This is a genomic window from Halomonas huangheensis (assembly GCF_001431725.1).
Lineage (GTDB): Bacteria > Pseudomonadota > Gammaproteobacteria > Pseudomonadales > Halomonadaceae > Halomonas > Halomonas huangheensis.
Genome location: NZ_CP013106.1, coordinates 1,706,243 through 1,726,638, shown reverse-complemented (window position 1 = coordinate 1,726,638; position 20,396 = coordinate 1,706,243). Strand labels below are relative to the sequence as shown.

18 protein-coding genes are annotated in these 20,396 nt (G+C 60.1%); 4 read left to right on the top strand and 14 right to left on the bottom strand.

All coding sequences use genetic code 11. The features are described from left to right. Window positions 1-43: 43 nt before the first annotated feature. Together dinG and AR456_RS07775 are read right to left on the bottom strand one after the other, a co-directional pair. Window positions 44-2,200 carry an ATP-dependent DNA helicase DinG gene (dinG, locus tag AR456_RS07780; protein ID WP_021820822.1) on the bottom strand — a complete coding sequence of 719 codons (2,157 nt, stop codon included), beginning with the start codon at window positions 2,198-2,200 and terminating at the stop codon, window positions 44-46. 59 nt (window positions 2,201-2,259) lie between these two features. Continuing rightward, window positions 2,260-3,534, bottom strand: a complete 1,275-nt coding sequence (locus AR456_RS07775) for a DEAD/DEAH box helicase (RefSeq protein ID WP_021820821.1) — start codon at window positions 3,532-3,534, stop codon at window positions 2,260-2,262. Window positions 3,535-3,843: 309 nt separating this feature from the next. On the opposite strand from AR456_RS07775, the gene AR456_RS07770 reads away from it, so the two are divergent. Together AR456_RS07770 and xthA are read left to right on the top strand one after the other, a co-directional pair. Further along, entirely contained in the window at window positions 3,844-4,089 is a 246-nt protein-coding gene (locus AR456_RS07770; protein ID WP_021820820.1) for a hypothetical protein, read from the top strand. Then, complete coding sequence (gene xthA / locus AR456_RS07765) at window positions 4,089-4,904, top strand: exodeoxyribonuclease III (protein WP_021820819.1); 816 nt, start codon at window positions 4,089-4,091, stop codon at window positions 4,902-4,904. Before AR456_RS07770 ends, xthA begins: the two co-directional genes overlap by 1 nt. 137 nt (window positions 4,905-5,041) lie before the next feature. Here the strand turns inward: xthA and AR456_RS07760 are convergent, their stop codons facing one another. The 8 genes from AR456_RS07760 to AR456_RS07725 form a co-directional block, all read right to left on the bottom strand. After that, window positions 5,042-6,238 (bottom strand): tetratricopeptide repeat protein, encoded by a 1,197-nt coding sequence (locus AR456_RS07760; protein WP_021820818.1) that lies wholly within the window; start codon window positions 6,236-6,238, stop codon window positions 5,042-5,044. An 11-nt stretch (window positions 6,239-6,249) separates the two neighbouring features. Beyond that, entirely contained in the window at window positions 6,250-7,032 is a 783-nt protein-coding gene (locus AR456_RS07755) for an energy transducer TonB (protein WP_021820817.1), read from the bottom strand. After that, a complete protein-coding gene (locus AR456_RS07750; RefSeq protein WP_021820816.1) occupies window positions 7,029-7,439 on the bottom strand; it encodes an ExbD/TolR family protein in 411 nt (136 codons plus the stop codon). Before AR456_RS07750 ends, AR456_RS07755 begins: the two co-directional genes overlap by 4 nt. Continuing rightward, on the bottom strand, window positions 7,432-7,962 hold the full coding sequence (locus tag AR456_RS07745) for a MotA/TolQ/ExbB proton channel family protein (RefSeq protein ID WP_155829379.1): 531 nt from the start codon (window positions 7,960-7,962) through the stop codon (window positions 7,432-7,434). The genes AR456_RS07750 and AR456_RS07745 overlap by 8 nt, the downstream gene beginning before the upstream one ends. Continuing rightward, on the bottom strand, window positions 7,949-9,370 hold the full coding sequence (locus AR456_RS07740; RefSeq protein ID WP_021820814.1) for a MotA/TolQ/ExbB proton channel family protein: 1,422 nt from the start codon (window positions 9,368-9,370) through the stop codon (window positions 7,949-7,951). Before AR456_RS07740 ends, AR456_RS07745 begins: the two co-directional genes overlap by 14 nt. After that, a complete protein-coding gene (locus tag AR456_RS07735) occupies window positions 9,367-10,179 on the bottom strand; it encodes a DUF3450 domain-containing protein (RefSeq protein ID WP_021820813.1) in 813 nt (270 codons plus the stop codon). The genes AR456_RS07740 and AR456_RS07735 overlap by 4 nt, the downstream gene beginning before the upstream one ends. A 207-nt stretch (window positions 10,180-10,386) precedes the next feature. After that, window positions 10,387-11,313 carry an electron transfer flavoprotein subunit alpha/FixB family protein gene (locus AR456_RS07730; protein ID WP_021820812.1) on the bottom strand — a complete coding sequence of 309 codons (927 nt, stop codon included), beginning with the start codon at window positions 11,311-11,313 and terminating at the stop codon, window positions 10,387-10,389. 14 nt (window positions 11,314-11,327) lie between these two features. Further along, window positions 11,328-12,077 (bottom strand): electron transfer flavoprotein subunit beta/FixA family protein, encoded by a 750-nt coding sequence (locus tag AR456_RS07725; RefSeq protein ID WP_021820811.1) that lies wholly within the window; start codon window positions 12,075-12,077, stop codon window positions 11,328-11,330. A 525-nt stretch (window positions 12,078-12,602) separates the two neighbouring features. On the opposite strand from AR456_RS07725, the gene AR456_RS07720 reads away from it, so the two are divergent. Both AR456_RS07720 and AR456_RS07715 read left to right on the top strand, forming a co-directional pair. Beyond that, on the top strand, window positions 12,603-14,273 hold the full coding sequence (locus tag AR456_RS07720) for an electron transfer flavoprotein-ubiquinone oxidoreductase (protein WP_021820810.1): 1,671 nt from the start codon (window positions 12,603-12,605) through the stop codon (window positions 14,271-14,273). A gap of 362 nt (window positions 14,274-14,635) precedes the next feature. Then, entirely contained in the window at window positions 14,636-15,862 is a 1,227-nt protein-coding gene (locus AR456_RS07715) for a dicarboxylate/amino acid:cation symporter (RefSeq protein WP_021820809.1), read from the top strand. A gap of 28 nt (window positions 15,863-15,890) precedes the next feature. Here the strand turns inward: AR456_RS07715 and AR456_RS07710 are convergent, their stop codons facing one another. From AR456_RS07710 to AR456_RS07695, 4 genes are all read right to left on the bottom strand, one after another. Beyond that, window positions 15,891-16,712 carry a sulfurtransferase gene (locus AR456_RS07710; protein ID WP_021820808.1) on the bottom strand — a complete coding sequence of 274 codons (822 nt, stop codon included), beginning with the start codon at window positions 16,710-16,712 and terminating at the stop codon, window positions 15,891-15,893. 84 nt (window positions 16,713-16,796) lie between these two features. Continuing rightward, a complete protein-coding gene (locus AR456_RS07705; protein WP_021820807.1) occupies window positions 16,797-18,977 on the bottom strand; it encodes an ATP-dependent helicase in 2,181 nt (726 codons plus the stop codon). Continuing rightward, entirely contained in the window at window positions 18,968-19,522 is a 555-nt protein-coding gene (locus AR456_RS07700; protein ID WP_021820806.1) for a DUF1285 domain-containing protein, read from the bottom strand. Before AR456_RS07700 ends, AR456_RS07705 begins: the two co-directional genes overlap by 10 nt. Window positions 19,523-19,546: 24 nt before the next feature. Further along, window positions 19,547-20,377 (bottom strand): TatD family hydrolase, encoded by an 831-nt coding sequence (locus AR456_RS07695; protein ID WP_021820805.1) that lies wholly within the window; start codon window positions 20,375-20,377, stop codon window positions 19,547-19,549. Window positions 20,378-20,396 lie beyond the last annotated feature (19 nt).

Below are 20,396 nucleotides of genomic sequence, written 5' to 3'. Positions count from 1 at the left end.
GCGCTCTGTTCCTGTCCGAATGCAAGAACGAAGACAACAACCATCAAGCTGTCGGACGATGTACGACCCCATCGATCTCACGCACGAACGGCGGTAACGCATCAAGCAATGCCCGACCATAACGCCGCGTCAACACGCGACGATCGAGTAGCGTGATGCGCCCCTCATCGGCTTCCTTGCGAATCAAGCGCCCACAGGCCTGAACCAGTTTGATCGAGGCGTCGGGCACGCTGATACGCATGAACGGATTACCGCCCTGGCTTTCGATCCACTCGGCGAGGGTCGCACCTACTGGATCATCCGGAACAGAGAACGGCAGTCGAGTGATTACCACATGCGTCAGGTACTTGCCAGGCAGGTCGATGCCTTCCGCAAAGCTGGCAAGCCCAAAAAGGATACTGCCCTTCCCGGCATCAACCTGCGCACGATGGCGCTCCACCAGTTCACGCTTGGGCAGGCGATCCTGGGCCAACACTCGCTGGCGACGCTCCTTGCCGAGGGCGCGCTCCACACCACGGAGCTGGGCGCGTGACGAGAACAACACCAACACCGCCTGCTGCTCGTCGAGTGCCTCGACGAAATCGACGATCGCCTTCTCGTGAGCCTCGCGGTTACTGGGATCGCAAGCCTCGGGAGGCACGCTCAATATCGCGCGAGAATAATCGAAGGGGCTGGGTAGAATCTGGTAACGATAGCGGTTGGCCAGACCAGCGCGCTCCTGCAGACGCTCGAAGCGACCCAGCGCAGTAAGCGTCGCCGAGGTCACCACCGCACCAAAACAGCGCCCCCACAATGATTTCGCCAATGTATGTGCCGCGGATACCGGACTGGCCGAGAAAGATAACTCCGGCTCTCCCTGAAACCGCTCAAGAGTCAACCAACGTGCACGTGGCGGCTCATCCTGCGGATCCTGCTCAGCAAAGGCCTGCCATAACGCGTGGGCTTCGAGCGCACGACCATGCAGCAATGCCAGCAACGGCAACCAGGCTTCGGCCTGCTCCTTCGGCAACCCTGTCGATTTCTCCGGATCGAGACTCTCGCGGAGAATATCGGTCATCGACTCCAGGTTACGGCACAGCTCCGCAAATACGGTGACCAGTTCCCGAGCCTGCTCACGTAGCGCATCCGGCACTACGCCCATGGCAAAGCGGTGATAGAGACTATCCTCGCCCTCCTCCAATCCCTCGCCGCGCTGTGCCAACTGGTGGCCCATGGCGAAGACCTCACCAAGACGCGGCTCAACACCTTCAATGATGACCGGCAACGCCCCCAGCAGGCGGGCCAGAGTCGCCTGCCCACCAAGCCCCTTGTTGAGCTCGGATAGTGAACTACGCAGGTTTCTCAACCAACGCAGACCACCGCCGACGCTGAAACGATGGGTAAAGTGTGAGATCGCCTTGTCCGGAAGGTGATGCCCCTCATCGAACACATACACGCAATCGGCAGGATCCGGCAGCACCAGACCACCGCCCAGCGCCAGATCCGCCAGCACCAGGTCATGGTTGGCAACAATGATGTCGGCACTATCGAGATGGCGCCGCGCACGAAAGAAGGCACAGGCACCGAAATGGCCACAGCGGCGATTGGTGCACTGGCGGTGATCCACGGTCAAGCGACGCCAGTCAGCATCGTCAATCGCATCACCCCAGCTATCGCGATCCCCCTCCCAACGGCCGTTACCGTAGGCATCGCCCAACTCGCGCACCAACGCCTTGAAGTCATCGCCATGCTCGGCATCCAGTGCCTGCTCGAACAACGACAGCGTTGGGTTATCCTCCCCGCCACCGTCCATGGCCTGATCCAGCTTGGCCACACAGATATAGCGACCACGCCCCTTGGCCAGCGCATAGTCGAAAGCCAGACCACTATGGGCCTTGAGCGCGGGCAGATCCTGATAAAGCACCTGCTCCTGAAGCGCGACGGTAGCGGTTGCCAACACCAGCCGCTTGCCCCTTGCCTTGGCGATCGGCAGGGCGGAAAGCAGATATGCGAGCGTCTTGCCGGTACCGGTACCCGCCTCAAGTACACAGACATGCTCATTGCTGGTGCGCTTGCCTGACTCATCGGTCTCGATATTGGCCAGGGTGCGAGAAATCTCGGCAATCATCAAGCGCTGACCGTAGCGCGGAGTCAGCTCGAGGCTATCAAGAACACGCCGGTAGGCGACCTGTATCTCGCTCTTGAGCGATTCATCCAGCATGGAGGCAAATCCAGATGAACAAGCCGGCATAAAGCCGGCTTATCATGATCGACAAGGTGTCAGAGAAGACCTTCGGGGGGATGTTCGCAGGGCAGCTTGTCGCCGATAAAGCGCTCGATCTCGGGCAGCGAGAAGGCATCTTCCTCACCGACGAAGCTGATCGACACACCCTTGGCGCCGGCACGACCGGTACGACCGATTCGGTGCACATAATCCTCGGGATCTTCAGGCAGCGTGTAATTGATCACGTGACTGACATCTTCGATGTGGATACCACGCCCAGCAACGTCCGTGGCCACCAGCACCTGCACCTCGCCCTCGCGAAATTGCTCGAGCGTGCGAATGCGCTGATTCTGCGGCACATCACCAGACAGCATGGCGACGTTGATATCGGCCTTCTTGAGCAGCGCAAGCAGGCTGCGCACCAGATCGCGACGATTGCCGAACACCATGACGCGATCGAAGGCTTCCTGCTGCAACAGCTTGACCAGCAGGCGCTGCTTGTCCTCATCACCGACCATATACACACGCTGATCGATATCCGCGGCATTATCGACGGTCACCGCGATCTCTACATGCGAAGCCTCATGCGTCCACAGGCTGGCAAGATTGAGGATATCCTCGGTAAACGTCGCCGAGAACAGGAAGGTCTGACGCTCCACCGGCTTCGGCGTATAGCGAATGATACGCTTGACGTCAGGAATGAAGCCCATCGACAACATGCGATCGGCTTCGTCGAGCACCAGCACTTCCACCTGACTGAGGTCGATATCGCGCTTCTGCTGGAAGTCCAGCAGGCGACCTGGTGTGGCCACGAGGATATCGACGTTACCGTTGAGGCCGTCGCGCTGTTTCTGGTAGTCCATACCGCCAACCACGCTGGTCACGTTCAGCGAGGTAAAGCGTGCCAGTGCCTTGGCATCCTTCTCGATCTGCAGCGCCAACTCGCGGGTCGGCGCCACAATCAAGCCTCGTGGAGCGCCCGATTTCTGACCGTCCGGCGCTTCTTCCTCGAGGAAGTAGGCCAACATCGAGATCAGGAAGGCAGCGGTCTTGCCGGTACCGGTCTGCGCCTTGCCGACAACATCCCCACCCAGCAGGGTATGTGTCAGGGCTTCAGCCTGAATCGGCGTACAGTATTCGAAACCCAGCGCGTGGATGGCCCGCATCAACGGCAGTGGCAGATCGAAGTCGTGGAACCGCCACTTGCCTGCAACGGCAGGCACCTGAAACTGGCGAAGATCCCAGCTCGACTGGCGGCGCCTCGGCTTGCGACGACGACGCTTGGGCTTGTGGCTCTGGGCCGGTGCGGTGGTCTGATCCGACTCGCTCATAGGCTGTGCAGTTTGTCCGTTACCGAAAGAAGGTGAATCATACAAGCGGGCTATTATATCAGCCCACCCCCCTTCAAGTCCCCCAGGTTGTTGGTGGACAGCGCATAATGCACAGCAATCCCCGCAACCATGCGGCTTGTGGACATCATGTGCGGCGAGTTTCACACCCCTGGCACAAGATTGCTGCCTACTTATGGCAGAATTACACGATCCTCCGCGACCTGAAACTGCTGCGTTACTGGCCTGTCATGGCTCGTCGCCTGTAGCCCGATACTGGTAGAATGTGCACATCGAAAGAGGAGTCGTGCCATGACACGCCGCAAGAAGAGCCGCTCATTGGCGGACAAGGTGACCATTCGCACCGGACGCCGCAAGGATTACCGCCAGTGGCGTCAGGAAAACCCCGGTGAGGTCGCCTCATCGCAGCGGTTTTCCCAGAAGAAAAGCCAGCAGCGCAAGCTACAGGCGGCGCGGCGACTCGAACGCCAGCAGGCTGCGCCAAACATTGCCATCCACAAGGACAACAACGAAACGCCCAGCGGAGGGCAGGATTGATGCGTCTGGTATCGTTCAACATCAATGGTCTGCGAGCACGCCTTCACCAGTTGGAGGCTCTGATAGCGGCCCACCGCCCCGCGCTGATCGGTCTGCAGGAAACCAAGGTCCAGGACAGCGAATTCCCACGCGAGGCCCTCGAGGCCATGGGCTATCACGTCCATTACCACGGCCAGAAGGGACACTACGGCGTTGCGATCATGACGCTGCAGGAACCACAGGAAGTCGTGCGGGGCCTTCCCGGAGATGCTGAGGATGCTCAACGCCGCATGATTGGCGTGCGCTTGACGCAGGCCGATGGTCAACCGCTGTGGATCTACAATGGCTACTTTCCCCAGGGCGAGAACATCAGCCATCCAACCAAGTACCCACACAAGCGGGCCTTCTATGCCCAGCTCAAGCAGTTACTGGAGGAGCGCCACACTCCGGACGAGCATCTTGCGATCATGGGTGACTTCAACATCTCTCCGGAAGATATCGACATCGGTATCGGCGAGGACAACCGCAAGCGCTGGTTGCGTGAAGGCAAGACCAGCTTCCAGCCGGAAGAGCGTGAGTGGCTGAGTGGCATCAAGGCCTGGGGACTCAGTGACAGCTATCGCCTGCGCTACCCGGACTCCACGGAGTTCTACAGCTGGTTTGACTACCGTTCGAAAGGATTCGATCGCGAACCCAGGCGTGGTCTGCGCATCGATTACATCCTGACCACCGCCCCCCTCAGCCAGCGCATCGTCGATGCCGGTGTCGACTATGAGCTGCGCGGAATGGAGCGTCCCTCGGACCACGCACCGGTGTGGACCGAACTTCAGGACTAGCCTCAGGGCTGATTTCAGAGCTGGCTTCAATACGTAAGACCGGCAAGACATGGCCCTGACCGCCGAAGCGCTCAGGGCCATGTCTCGCCAATACCACTCCTTCTCTACTGTTCTGAATCGTGCAGCTCTAACTCGGGCTACTCTGACTCCTGCTGCCCAGGCTCCTGCAACTCAGGCTCGTTCGGCTCTACAGCGCGGCCTGTCTCTTCCATCACCGGCAGCACTTCGGCGGCTCCCGCCTCATCAAGCAGCGCTTGCCATTCCTCTGCCTGCGCCACGCCTTGCTGCTTCGCGTTCTTCAGCGCTTCACGAGCCAGCGATGCGTTGCCCCAGGCGCTGGCCAATTGCCCAAGATGTAACCAGTCAGCCCCCGACCCCGTCTTCTCGGCGAGCCGCTGCCATGCCTGCATGGCCTGTTCACGGTCGCGCGCCAGATGCCAACTCTCGGCCAGCAGGCGCAAATGCTCCTCATCTTCTGGTAGAGCACCTTGTGCCAGGGCATCGTCAAGTATCTCGGCCGCTCGTGCAGGAGTCCCCGCCGCCAGTTGCAGGTGAATACGTCGATTCAGATCCTCGGCCCCATCAAGCAGCCCTTGCCGCCAGCCAGCTTCCCAGATCGCTGCCGCACGCACCGGCTCACCAAGCTTCTGCGCCAACCCTGCCGCCCTGCGCCAGGCTTCAGGGTCGTCCGCGGCTTGATCCAGACGCTGCTGCAACGCCACCAACGCTTCGTCGAGGCGACCACTGCGCTGCATGACCGCGGCGGCGAAGGCCAACTGATCGGCACTCGGCGAGTCGCTCGCACGACGCGCCTTTTCTACCCAGTCTGCAGCAGATTCCCAACTTTCGCGCTCCGCCTCCAATTGAGCCATCTGCCATAACGACGAGGCATCCCCGTCGTTACTGGTCAGCCATTCGCCAAGCAATTCCCTGCCCTGTTCCTTCTGGCCGGCCTTCAGGCGCAGATCCGCTTCCTGGCCCAGCCAACGATTGCGCTGAGCGGCATCGACACCGTCCACACTTCGCGCCTCGGCCAGATGATCCGCTGCCTCGGCATATTTCTGCTGGGACGCCTCGGCCCCCGCCGCCAGTTGTAGATACAGCGCTTGCGCCCAGCGGTCAGAAGCATTGCCCCCCGCCAGGCGCTGCGCCTGGTCAGCCGCCTTGCCTTCCACCACCGCCGGTGCGGAATCCATCTGCTGTTCGAGCGCTCGAAGATCACGGATGGTCCCACCGGATAGCGTCGGAGCCGCCAGCGCGGGAAGTGCCACACCGCTGCCGAGCAGCAGCAATGTCAGGCGCAGCGGAGAGCGCCACGAATTGACTACGTGCATGGGTCGCCCTCCTAGTTGAGCTCGAATTCAAGCCGTTGATTGGCTCGGCGCAGACCTTGCCCTGGCTCGAAGCGCCAACCGGCAATCGCATCGGTTGCCGCACGCTCAAAGGTTCTGCGCGGACTGGAATCCACTACCTGGATACTGCTGCGATCGACGCTACCGTCTGCGCGGATGATGAACTGCACCACCACATACCCTTCCAGGCCACGACGCTGTGCACGTGTCGGATACTGCGGCGGCTCCTTGTGGGTCGCTCGTGCCGAGCTTCCTACATCCACCGGCTCATTGGATGCCGGTGCCGACGGTGCACTACTGGCAACCTCTGCTGCCGCCGGTGCCGGCTGCGGAGATGGCGCAGGTGAGGGAGTGGGCGCCGGTGCTGGCGTAGGCTGCGGCGTGGGCCTCGGTTGCGGCTCGGGCTCAGGCTGCGGTTCCGGCTCAGGCTCGGGCGGTGTTTCCACCAGCTCCGGCAAGGAACTGTCCAATTCACGGACATCCTGCTCAAGCGGCGGCACCTCGGGGTCCGGCAGCTCAATGGCACTTTCGACATTGGTCACCGGGGCCGGCGGCGGCGGTGCTGCCGCCGCTGGAGGCGGAGGTGGCGGAGCCGTTGCGGCCGGAGTGGACTCACTGGGCGTTTCCGCCTCAGGCGCGGGGGCCTCGGAAAGCTCCAGTACGATTTCCTCTCGTGGCTCAACCAGGGCATCCGGTGGAGCTACCAATAGCGCCAGCAGCACGAACAGTGCCAGCGTCAGGAGGCTTCCGGCAATCAGCGCAAACACCCGCCTCATCCGTTGGCGCTCCTCTCGGCGGCCACGGCCACCTTATCGACATCCGCATCGCGTAGACGATCCATGACTTCGAGCAGCACGCCAGTGGTCGCGTTGCGATCCGCCTGCACCACGACAGAACCTTCGTCACTGACCATGCCAGCCACGGTGGTGCCAACACGATGGATATCCACCGGCTGACCATCTACCCAGACGGCGCCTTCCGGGGTAATCGCCACCAACACTTGAACGCTGGGACGCGGTGTGGCACTCGACGACTCCGGACGCTCGATCTCGACGCCGCTTTCCTTGATGAAGCTGGTGGTGACGATAAAGAAGATCAACATGATGAACACCACATCCAACATGGGTGTCAGGTTGATCTCACTGGCGTCTTCCGCACCATGAGACAAACGGCGCCTACGCATGAGCGTCCTCCACGGCACGAGCCAGGCGATCATGCAACCGCTGATCCTCGCGCCGAATGATATGTTCCAATCGAGTGATGAACAGCAGGCCAACCACCGATACTGCCATGCCAGTCAGTGTCGGCAGCGTAGCCCGCGCCACGCCATCGGCCATCGCCCGGGCCTGATTGACCGCTGCCAGCGAGAGACTGTCGAATACCGTGATCATGCCGGTGACGGTACCCAGCAATCCCAGCAGCGGGCAGATCACCACCAGTAGTTTCAACCAGGGCAATGGGCCACGCAGGCCACGAATCAGTTCCTGGACCCAGACTTCACGCAGGGTCATCGCTGTCCAACTGGTATGGTCGTGTCGGGCGATCCAGCGCTGGATCAGCGCCGTTCGAGCTGGACGGTAATGGAAACGAAAGAACCACCAGCGCTCCAACCCGACCGAGAACAGCAGCATCGCCACGATGGCAATCACCACCAATACCGGGCCTCCGGCATCGACCAGCCAGCGCAGAGGTTCAAGCCAGGGCATCATGAGACGCATTCCCGGCCGTTTCACGATTCTGCCTGGCCAGACGGTCCTGCTCGAGACGGTCCGCCAGTACTGCGCTGGCACGCCCTTCCATGGTGCCAATCAGCGAGCGCGAACGTGACGATAGTGCCGTATGTGCAAACAGCAGCGGTACCGCAACGATCAGACCCAGTACAGTGGTCACCAATGCCTGACTGATACCACCTGCCATCAGTTGGGGATCGCCAGTGCCGAATACAGTAATCGACTGGAACGTCACGATCATGCCGGTGACTGTCCCCAGCAGCCCGAGTAGCGGTGCCACTGCAGCAACCATCTTGACCAACGCCTGACCACGTTCGATACGTGGTTGCTCAGCCAACATTGCCTCATCAAGGCGTGCTTCCAGAGCTTCCGGCACGTGGCCCTCACCAAGCGCGTTGAAGCGCTGCAGTACACGCCCCAGCGGATTGTCATTGCGCAGCTCATCAATATTTGCCATCTGGCGGCGCAAGGTAATGCTGACCCGAGCAAGGTAGAAGTACTGGATAACCGCAATCAGCAGGCCAACTGCACCCAATGCCACGATCACCCAGCCGACCGCACCACCTTGCTGGAAGCGTTCCCAAAGCGTCGGTTGCTGTCCGAGTGCCTCGAGTACACGACCGTCGGCAGGATCTACCGGTACCACCACTCCATTGCCATCCGCAAAATCAGTAAGCGTCTTGCTGACTTCAGATGGAGTGTGATCGATGACGGCCAACTGGCCGTCTTCCCCGACGCGTTCGAGCAACTTGCCCTGACTGAAGGCAAGCATGTCGCCCACTCGAATTACCGTTTGCTGCTCAACTACACCATCGCTGCCAGCAACCGGTGCCTCCAGCCTCTCGACACGCGCGGTAGCTGTGGTGAGCTGCATCAGACTATCGGCAACAGATTCGATCTGCTGCACGGTCAGAATGTCATCATTGTCCAGGCGCGCGGGAAGCGCGCCTTCCTGCCCCAGCGTCAACCAACTGTGGCCGAGTTCATCGCGGAGCTCTCCGCTCTCGCCAACAACCGTGGAGAAGACTCCGTCGAGGTCGCTGCCTTCAGCATTACGCTGCGCGTTGAGTTCATCGAGTGCACTTTTCAGCTCTTGCCGCCTGGCTTCCAGCACTTCCCGTCGCTGCTGTTGCTCGGAGAGCTCAGCCTGGGCCTGTGTCAGTGCTGCATCCAGCGCGTCACTGTCTTCAACCAGATCCGTGAGGCGTTGACGGTCACGTGCCTCGGCAGTCTGGCGCGCCTCTCTCAGGGTGGTCAGCGCTTCCGTCTCCAGGGCCTGAGCAGCCTGCTCAGTGTCCTGGGCAGACACATTAGCGGTGATCGCCATCAGCATCAGTCCCACCAGACCACCGCCCAGCACATTCGGAATCATTCGCCTGATCATGAGCGGCTCTCCTCGGGCTGGGAAAGGGGGAGATTCAACAGTTCCGGTGCACGTTGATCGCGTACGATGCTCAGCCCTCTGGCCACTTCCTCACGCTGGCTGGCGGAAAGTGATTGCCATTGCTGATCAGCGGCCTTCCATACCGCACCCTGCTGACCATCGGGTGTCAGGTAATACCAGCCGACACGCCCCATGCGCAGATAATCCACTTCTCGGGGATTCTCTGCCTCCAGGGTACCGCGCCAGGCATCCAGTTCACGCCCGTAATTCAACTCGACACGCCAGGCCGCCAGCACGTGCTCAAGCTTCTCGCTATTGCTGAGCCGGGAACTGGCCAACTGTGATTCGAGTGCCGACACTCGTGCCAGACGTTCGTCCTTCAAGAACGGCATATCCTGCTCGACCCACCGACCAAGCCGCTCGGTCATATCGGAGAGCAGGCCCGGCAAGGCTTCACGGGTCTCGCTCAGCGTGGCGACCCCGTCTTGACGCTCGGCCAGCGTCGCTTCCAGTTCTTCGACCTGAGGCGCAAGGGCATCGTTGTAACCACTCAGGCGACGTGACGTCTGTTCGGCCTGGCGTAACTGCTCAATACGCTCACGCACGCTCTCATCAGCGGCATCGATCTTCTCCTGCAATTCCGCCTGGGATTGCTGTGCCGCCAGCGCCTCCTGCTCCAGTTCGCTCTGAGCCAGGGCCGAGGTGGACAACGTCAGGCCCACCGCCAGAGCACCTACCGCCGAACCCACTCGCGTCAGAGCCAACATTGCCCCCGCGGTGCTGGAACGATATCCCCGATACATCGCCATTCAAAGCTCTCCAGAATGCCATCAGGCGCCGCCCTTGAGGCCTTGAACCGGCCCGACAGGAGTTGCTGGCGGCGCTACGAAATGGCCGAAACGTTACCCTAAACACGAATTATTATCAATGCACACACTAGACAAGGGCGAGCTCAGTAAAAACAACGCCCCCGCCGGATCACTCCAACGAGGGCGCTGGTACCGCACTGACTATGACTACAGCTTGCTGTCCAGTTCAGGCACCGCTTCGAACAGATCGGCTACCAGGCCATAGTCCGCGACCTGGAAGATCGGCGCTTCTTCGTCCTTGTTGATGGCAACAATGACCTTTGAGTCCTTCATCCCCGCCAGGTGCTGAATGGCACCGCTGATCCCCACGGCGATATACAGTTCGGGCGCAACGATCTTGCCGGTCTGACCGACCTGCATATCGTTGGGCACAAAGCCTGCATCAACCGCCGCGCGAGAAGCACCGATGGCGGCTCCCAGCTTGTCGGCGACACCCTCCAGCAGCTTGAAGTTGTCACCGTTACCCATGCCGCGACCACCGGAGATCACCACGCGCGCCGCGCCCAGTTCTGGACGGTCGCTGCTGGCCAGTTCCTCGCCGACAAAGCTCGACAGGGAGTTGTCTACTGTCGCTTCGACCGGCACCACGCTGGCAGAACCACCCTGGCCCACCGCATCGAACGAGGTCGCACGTACCGTGATGACCTTGAGATCATCCTCGCTCTGCACCGTGGCGATGGCATTACCGGCATAGATCGGGCGCTTGAAGGTATCAGCGCTTTCTACCGCAATGATCTCGGATATCTGCGCCACACCCTTGAGCGCAGCCAGCCGCGGCAGCACATTCTTGCCGGTGGTCGAGGCCGGCGCCAGCACGTGGCTGTAATCATCGGCCAACGCGACCAGCAGATCGGCCATCGGCTCAGCCAGTTGATGGGCGAAAGCAGCACTATCGGCCACACGTACCCGGCCTACACCATCAAGCCTGGCAGCCGCTTCGGCGATCGCGCCTACATCCTGCCCTGCGACCAACACATCGATATCACCGCCGATAGCCTGTGCCGCGGCTACGATATGCGCAGTGGCATCCGCGAGCTGACCATCATGATGTTCTGCCAGAACCAGTACACTCATCAGATCATCCCCTCTCAGATTACCTTGGCTTCATTCTTGAGTTTGTCGACCAGCTCATCCACCGAGCCCACCTTGACGCCACCCTGACGCTCGGCGGGCGGCTCGACCTTGAGCAGCTTGACGCGCGACGCCACTTCAACACCTAGATCAGCAGGAGTGGTCACATCCAGCGGTTTCTTCTTGGCCTTCATGATGTCCGGCAACTTGGCATAGCGCGGCTCATTGAGGCGCAGGTCAGTGGTCACCACTGCCGGCAATGCCAGTTCAACGGTCTGCAGACCACCATCGATCTCACGAATGACCTGCAGCTTGTCGCCGTTGACCGTCACTTCCGAGGCAAAGGTGCCCTGAGACATACCGGTCAGCGCAGCCAACATCTGGCCAGTCTGATTGTTGTCGCTGTCGATGGCCTGCTTACCAAGGATGACCAGTTGCGGGCTTTCCTGCTCCACCACTTTCGCCATTGCCTTTGCCGCCCCGAGGGACTCGACGCGTTCGTCGGTCTCGACATGGATAGCACGATCGGCACCCAGCGCCAGTGCAGTACGCAGCTGCTCCTGTGCCGCCTTCGGCCCCACGGTAACCACCACTACCTCGGTGGCAACGCCTTTTTCCTTGAGACGCACCGCTTCTTCCACGGCGATCTCACAGAATGGGTTCATGGCCATCTTGACGTTGGTAAGATCAACGTCGGAGTTGTCGGGCTTGACCCGGATCTTGACGTTGTAGTCGATGACGCGTTTAACCGCGACGAGTACCTTCATATTGTCCTCGCTTGGTTCACCCCGGAACCCTGGATGAAAGAACACAACGGCCGTTGCCGTGCAGCAGTATCTCTGAGCCTGATGCCAACTGCGACCTACAGAAAACACGACCTGCAGAAATGAGTCGCCAGATTATTCCAGAGCCGGTCGGTGCGATCAGCTATTGATGTGGAACAATCTGCTATGAACTTAGATTCTCATACAAACACCTGGATTCTCATGCAAACGCCTGGACTCTCGTGTAGGTGTCTGGATTTTCATTCGAGCGTTTGATCGGGACATGAGAATCACTTTCAATGTGCCACAATCCGGTCTTCGACAACAATCCCGCCACGCCCAGAAGCCGTTTTGAAACCTGATCAGACAGGGTCAACCATCGAAAGGGTGACCCAGCAGCGCTATTATGCCTATCATGGGGCATATCTAGAAGCAAACGACCGTTTAAAATCTGTTCGACGTTAGTGGTACGGACCGACCAATAGCGTCTACCTCAGCATATACATCCCCGAGGAGGAGGAGCTCTCGATGACAGAACAAATAGAACGCGACACCATGGAATTCGATGTTGTCATCGTCGGTGCAGGCCCCTCAGGACTGGCTGCGGCCTGCCGCCTGATGCAACAGGCCAATGAAGCAGAACAGGAGCTGACCGTCTGCGTGGTGGAAAAGGGCTCTGAGGTTGGTGCCCACATTCTTTCCGGTGCCATTCTCGAACCGCGCTCACTGTTCGAGCTGTTCCCCGACTGGGAGAAACGTGGAGCGCCGCTGACCACTCCTGCCCTGCGCGATGAAGTCTATCTGCTCAAGGATGCCGAGAAGGCCCAGAAGCTGCCCAATGCCATGGTACCGAAATCCATGCATAACACCGGCGGCGATATTACGCGCTATGTGATCTCTGCCGGCAACCTGTGCCGTTGGCTGGCAGAGCAGGCCGAGGGGCTGGGCGTCGAGATCTTCCCGGGCTTCGCTGCCCAGGAACCCATCGTTGAAGATGGTGTAGTACGAGGCATCCTGATCGGCGATATGGGTGTGGCCGCCGATGGCAGCCCGAAAAGCGGTCATATGCCAGGCATGGAGTTGCGTGCCCGCTACACACTGTTCGCTGAAGGCTCACGCGGCCACCTGGGCAAGCGCCTGATTCGAGAGTTCAAACTGGATGAAGGTAGAGATCCCCAGCATTACGGTATCGGCCTGAAGGAGCTATGGGATGTACCGGCCGAACAGCACCAGCCCGGCCTGATCGTGCACGGCTCAGGTTGGCCGCTGGACAGCAAGGGCGCCAATGGCGGCTGGTTTCTCTATCATGCGGAAAACCAGCAGGTCGTGGTCGGCCTTATCATGGACCTGTCCTACAGGAACCCGTACCTGTCGCCCTTCGATGAGTTCCAGGGCATGAAACATCACCCTGTACTCAAGCAGCACCTTGAAGGAGGCAAGCGTGTCGCCTACGGTGCGCGAGCCATTACCAAGGGCGGCCTCAATTGTCTGCCGAAAATGACCTTTCCCGGTGGTCTACTGATCGGCTGCGACGCTGGCACCTTGAACTTTGCCAAGATAAAAGGCATTCACACCGCGATGAAATCCGGCCTTATTGCCGCAGAGACGGTATTCGAAGCCCTCAAATCAGGCGATGAAGGTGGCCAGCAGCTGGACTCATTCACCAATAACTGGGAATCCAGTTGGGCATACCGAGAACTCAAGGAAAGCGCCAGCTTTGGGCCAGCAATGCACAAGTACGGTACGGTGGGTGGCGGCGCGTACAACTTCGTCAATCAGCTGCTGGGCGGCAAACTGCCCAATGTCCATGACACCACACCGGATCATGCTGCGCTCAAGCCTGCCGCTGAGTTCCAGCCGATCGACTACCCCAAGCCAGATGGCAAACTGTCCTTCGACAAGTCCTCCTCGGTATTCCTGTCGAATACCAATCACGAGGAAGACCAGCCCTGCCACCTGAAGCTTGCCGACCCCGAACTCCCCGTTCGCGACAACCTGCCGGAGTTTGCCGAGCCAGCCCAGCGCTACTGCCCGGCCGGTGTCTATGAAGTCGTCGAGGATGAGCAAGGGAAACCGAAGTTCCAGATCAACTTCCAGAACTGTGTGCACTGCAAGACCTGCGACATCAAGGACCCGGCGCAGAACATCACCTGGGTGGCACCGGAGGGCGGTGGCGGCCCCAACTATCCGAATATGTAAAAGTCATAAGTCGTAAGAGGTAAGAGTCAAGAGATAAGTGCCTAGCTCCGAGCGGTCCAGTGCTGCCCCACGGTTCTCGAACAAGAGCCTGGGGCCCAGGTTTCAAGCTCGGGCACAGCGTTCTCTTGGCTCTTGGCTCAGCGCTAGCCTTCTACTTCGATAACAGATCGATCTATAAATCTCCTTGAGTCATACCACTCTCACCCTAATAGTGTGCACCCTCACTGTCATCCTGCCTTATTCATCGAGTGGGTGCTGCTGGCAACGAGTCATCTCCAATCTCCAATGCCCAGACAGGTCATGCCCTGGCGATGCCTCAGTCCTCCCGCATCCCTCTCTCAGGCAATCATCGGAAGCACTACATGGCTCACACTCGTCAGATCCTGCTGGCACTGGTTCTGGGAATCCTGGCTGGCGGCGCGATCAACCTGCTGATCCCGGAACTGGCTCCGACCCTGGACCGCCAACTGCTCACCCCATTGGGGCAGGTTTTCCTGCGCCTGCTGCAATTCATTGTGGTGCCGATGGTGTTCTGTGCGCTGGTACTCAGCTTCACTCAGGTCAATCGCGATGAGCATGTCGGTCGCTACGCCGGCCAACTGCTGGGCCTGTATGTGGTTACCAGTGCCGTGGCCCTGGCCATCGGCATGGGCGTGGCCGCATGGCTGACTCCGGGTAGCGGCATCGAAGATACGGCGCCGGCCAGCGTAAAGGCACATGACCCCGTACCTCTGGCGCAATGGCTGGTGGGTCTGGTACCACGCAATCCCTTCGAGGCCCTGGCGGAGGCGAACCTGCTGCAGATCATTGTCGCCGCAGCACTGACGGGGCTTGCCGCCCGCCAGCTTCCGGAACAAAGCCGCCCGTTCATCAAAGTGCTTGAGAGCGGCTACGAAATCACCCTGAAGATTCTGTCGATGGTATTGAAACTGGCACCAGTGGGCGTGTTTGCGCTGATCGCGTCAGTGGTTGCCACTCAGGGACTGGATCTCTTGATCAAGCTGGGGCTCTATGTGGTCGGCCTACTGCTGGCCATCGCCGCAATGGCACTGTTCTACCTGGCACTGATGGCCGTCGCCGGCGCACGGCCCATGGACTACCTCAAGCACTTCGGCGAATCCTTGAGTTTCGCGCTCGGCACGGCAAGTTCCAACGCCACGCTGCCCATTGCGCTGGAGAATGCTCGAGCCTACGGCGCGCCACACCAGTTGACGGCCTTTGCCCTACCCTTCGGCACCGCCCTGAAACGCGATGGCGCGGCAGTCGTGCAAGGCTTCAACGCACTGTTCGTGGCACAACTGTTTGGCGTCGACGTGACCTTGTCGCTGGCCATCACCATCTTTGCCACCGGCCTGTTGGTGTCGTTCTCCACCGCGGGGGTTCCCGGTGCGGGTCTGGTGGCGATGAGTACCGTGCTTTCTGCTGCTGGATTACCGCTGGAGGGCGTCGCGGTAGTCGCTGGTGTTGACCGCTTCACTGATGGCTTCCGTACCGCTCTCAATGTGATGGGCAACACCACCAACGCCATGCTGTTGTCCCGCGTTCGCCGCGAGCCAGAGACGCAAACCGAACAAAGCAACCACGGTTGAGAGCGGGCATCTCCACCAGCGGGGTCAGTCAGCCCAACTCCGCTGGTCGCGCGGGATCCTGACTCCACTCACTCCAGGACCCTACATACAGCCTGGGCAGAGGCCGACCGGCGAGTTGCCAGGCGAGAATATTGTGGCAAGCGGTGACACCAGACCCACAGTAGGCGATGACCTCGTCGGTTCGTGGCAACTCCACGTCCAGCTGTGTCGCGTCCTTGAATCGTCCACTGGCATCCAGGTTATCGGCACAGGGGCGATTGACCGCACCCGGAATATGTCCCGGACGTGGATCCATGGTCTCCTGTTCGCCCCGGAAACGCTCACCTGGCCGAGCATCTATCTTGAGTGCAGGACTCGCCGCCACCGCATCGATCTCGCGTAGGACATCGCGCGAGAATGCCGGCTTCCAATCAGAGGCTGAGGGCGTCTCGCTATCCCCGGACTCCAGTTCACCCTCCATCGCCTGCCAGGCCGACAACCCCCCATCCAACAGCTGCACTCGAGGGTGTCCAGCCCAGTGCTTCAGCATCCACCAGGCGCGAGCTGCCGCCAACTGCCCGCCCATATCATCAAGCACCACCACAGGGCGCTGCGGATGCACGCCGAAATACTGGAGGGTTGCGCTGAAATCCGCCTCACTGGGCAGTGGATGACGACCACCTCCCTGACTGATTGCCGAGAGATGACGATCTAGATCAAGATGCTGGCTACCGGGGATATGCCCTTCGCGCCACAGCTGAAAACCAGCATCGGGCTGGCCGAGCCGGAAGCGACAGTCAAATACCAGCGGAGGCTCAACACTCGTCAGCGCCAGGCGCAACTCGTCGGCCTGAATCAGCGGATGATACATGAAAGTCTCCTCTTTCCAATCCAGCCATTCTGAACACACGTATCTCTTGATTAAAACAGGATAACCAGGTGTGTCAAAGCAGGATCAGCAGGAAGAAAGTCGCTCAATCGGCGCTCGTTGAGCGATCAGGCGGCGTTTGCCGGCTTGATCAAAACGAACCTCGATGACCGGATTGGCAGGATCGCCTTCGACAACACTGACCTCGCCGTCACCGAATACCGCATGACGAATACGCTCTCCAGCGACGTAGCCTGTGCCCATTGCGGACCTGGCACCAGCCGCCTGAGCGACTGATAGATCACTGCCGATCGCCGTCAGGTAGCGGGTTGCCAAGGGGGCTGCAGCCAACTCCAGCGGTGACTGCGGGACATCCGTCGCAGCCAGAGCGACAGCAAGGCGGCAGGCATCTTCACAGCCAGTCTCGGCAATGAAACGGCTGGGTCGATGATCTCCGACATCATGCAGCAGCACCAGCTTCTCGATGGCACGAGTAATAGCGACATAATAGAGCCGCCGCTCCTCTTCGAGTCGCCCGGCATCCAGCGGGTTATCACGGGTATAGTGAGGAAAGTCCTCTTCATTGACCGCACCGACCAACACCAGTGGCCATTCCAGGCCCTTGGCGCCATGCACGGTAGTAATCAGAATACCGTCGTCGCGACTCTCCACCGGCCGGCGCAGCAACTCGATAAAGGTTGCCAGATCGCTGACCTCACGGGCCTGCTCGATCAGCACGTCGAGCAGACGCACATCCTCTTCGCCCTTGTTGCGACTGGCCGCCGCGCGCTTGAGCACCTTCTCGGCCTCGACCTCGGCGATCACGTGTTCGAGCAACGCCTCCGGCCGCAGGCGGCTCAGGCGTGGCAGCTCGCACAGCAGTTCCCAGCGTTTCTTGAGCGTACGCCGCTGATGAGGCTTGAGTCTTGCCAGCAACGGATCATCTCGGCTCGGCCAGCGCTGAGTCTCGGCCAGTCGTGTCACCAGCGCGGCCAACGCCTCACGTGGGACAAAGCAGGTCGGCTGGGAGAATACCAGCAGCAGGTGTGCGGGGTCGCGAAGCAACTGGGGCTGCAATACCAGACACAGATAGCCAGCCAACGCCTCTACCAAAGGCAGGCGGAAGACAAAGCGATCCTCCCGCGCCAGGCGGAAAGGAATGCCCTCACGGAGCATGGTCAGTTGCATCGGCACCGACAGTGTCCAGCTACGCACCAGAAGGCAAGCCTCGTTCAGCCTCCTCCCCTGTTGCTGCCAATGCTTCAACGAATCCAGAAACGCTGCCTGGCCCTTGCGAACGTCAATGGTCGTATCAGGATTGGATGGCGCAGCAACACACAATTGGTCCGCACGCCGACGATTGGCGGCGATCGCCTGATTGGCAGCCAGTGCCAGCGCATGGCCGTAACGGAACGTCGTGGAGAGTGGATAATCGGTGCCAGGGCCGAAGACACGAGTAAAGGTATCCAGCATGGCGTCGGGATGGGCACCTCGCCATTCATAGATGCACTGGTTGGCATCGCCTACCGCCATCACCGCCGCGTCGCGTCCCGCCAGCATGGCCAGCAGGCGCTGCTGAGCAGCATTGATATCCTGGTACTCATCGATAATAACGTGGTCGAGAAACCCCTGAACCCGTTGCTGCAACACAGGTTGTGTCTCCAGCGTCAGCAGCGGGCGATACAGTAGATCGGAATAGGTCATCAGCCGCTGATCAGCCAGTAGCTCCTCAGCACGATGCCATGCATCCACGAAGTGGCTGGTGCCTTCCCCCAGGTCCAGACGCTCATAAAGCAACTGGGGATCCACGACTTCAGCCTTGACCAGACCACAGAAGTGCGCCAACGCTTCCAGACGATCCTGCTCCAGAGCACTATCACGGTCCGCATCGGGGTCGGTAAGTACGTCCAGTGTCGCCTGACGCAGCAAGCGTTCCAGTTGCCAGTCGGCTGTCAACAACTGGCGTGCTTCCAGAGCCCCCCAACGGGTCAAACTCTGGGTCAGACGCAAGCCCAACGAGTGGAAGGTACGCACGTCCGGCAGACGCTGTCCTGCAGGTGCCATCCGAGCCAGTCGGTGCTGGAAATCCTCCCGCGCACTGCGATTGAACATCAGTACCATGATCCGCGTCGGCGCCACCCCTTGTGCCAGCAGATGCAGCACCCTGGCGACCATGGTGGTGGTCTTGCCGGAGCCGGCCACCGCGGCCACACGCGCGTGCCCCGCCGCATGCCCAACAACCGACTGCTGCTCCGGGGTCAACTGCATTCCTGCCCCTCATCCACGCGGCCCAGTGGTTGCCAGTGACCATCGCTTTCCAATCCCAGCCAGTTGCCATCCGGCTGATGGCGTACTTCTCCCTGCTCCGCCAGTTGGTAGAAGACATTACGCCCAAGGCGCGCCGCCACGCCATGGGGCAGATCAACCTCCGGAACCCACTCACCTGCAGGCGTCGGCGTCACCGAAAGCTGGTGCTCCGCCCCAAGAGTCACCTGCTCACCAACATTGGTGGTCAAGATCCAGGCGCCGCCCTTGAACTCGGCAGCCACCACCAGGAAGGCACAATCCTCGACGCGGATGCGCCACTTCTCGACCGGTGTGACCAGGTAATGGTCGCCATCGGCCTCCCGACGCAGAATTCGTGCAAAAAGTTGCACCAACTCATAGCGAGAGAAGGCTGTGCCTTCGTGAACCCACTGACCATCACGTTGGATCACCAGATCCATGTCACCGCTCAGCTCTGGCGCCCACTGGGCAATGGGGGGACGCTCCGCCAGCGGAGCGATGCCGCTCAGAATACGCTCAAGTTGCATCACGCCCCTCCTCGGCCAGCACGCTCAGTGCGACATGCCGGCATTGATCAGTTGCTGGCGAAGCTCATCATCTACCGACGGTGCCGCACGACGAAATAGCTGGTGAAAGTTTGCCGTGGTCTGCATACCGACTTCCTCAACACTGATACCACGCTGCTGTGCGATACACTCGGCGACTTCCACCACCCAGGCAGGCTGATTGGGTCTGCCACGATAAGGTACCGGTGCCAGGTAAGGGCTGTCGGTTTCGATCAGCAAGCGATCCAGCGGGATACAACGTGCCAGTTCGCGAAGTGACTCGGCGTTGCGGAAGGTCACGATTCCAGACAACGAGATATAGAAACCCTGTGCTACGGCCGCGCGAGCCATATCGATATCTTCGGTAAAGCAGTGCAATACACCACCAATATCAGGATCGCTGTGCTCACGGATCAGCGCCAGCGTATCCTCACGCGCTTCACGAGTGTGCACAACAATCGGTAAACCGAGACGGGTCGCCGCCTGCAGATGACGCGCAAAGCGCTCATGCTGCACTTCGCGTGGGACGCTGTCGTAATGGTAGTCGAGCCCCGACTCACCAATAGCGACCGCGTCATGCTCCTCGGCACAGCGAACGATGTCATCGATGCTGGGCTCTTGTTCAAGCTCCTGCAGAGGATGAACGCCTGCCGAGATCACTACATCATCATGGCGTGAGCGAATCTCCGCCAATTCCGACGCCCCGTCGAGGGTCACGCTGATGGCGAGGAATTGTTTGACGCCACGGGCACGCGCGGCGTTCAGGGCCTTGTCGAGATCGCCGTCACAGGTATCCGGGGACAAGCGATCAAGATGGCAGTGGGAATCGACAAACATGCCAAACTCTTTATGTATT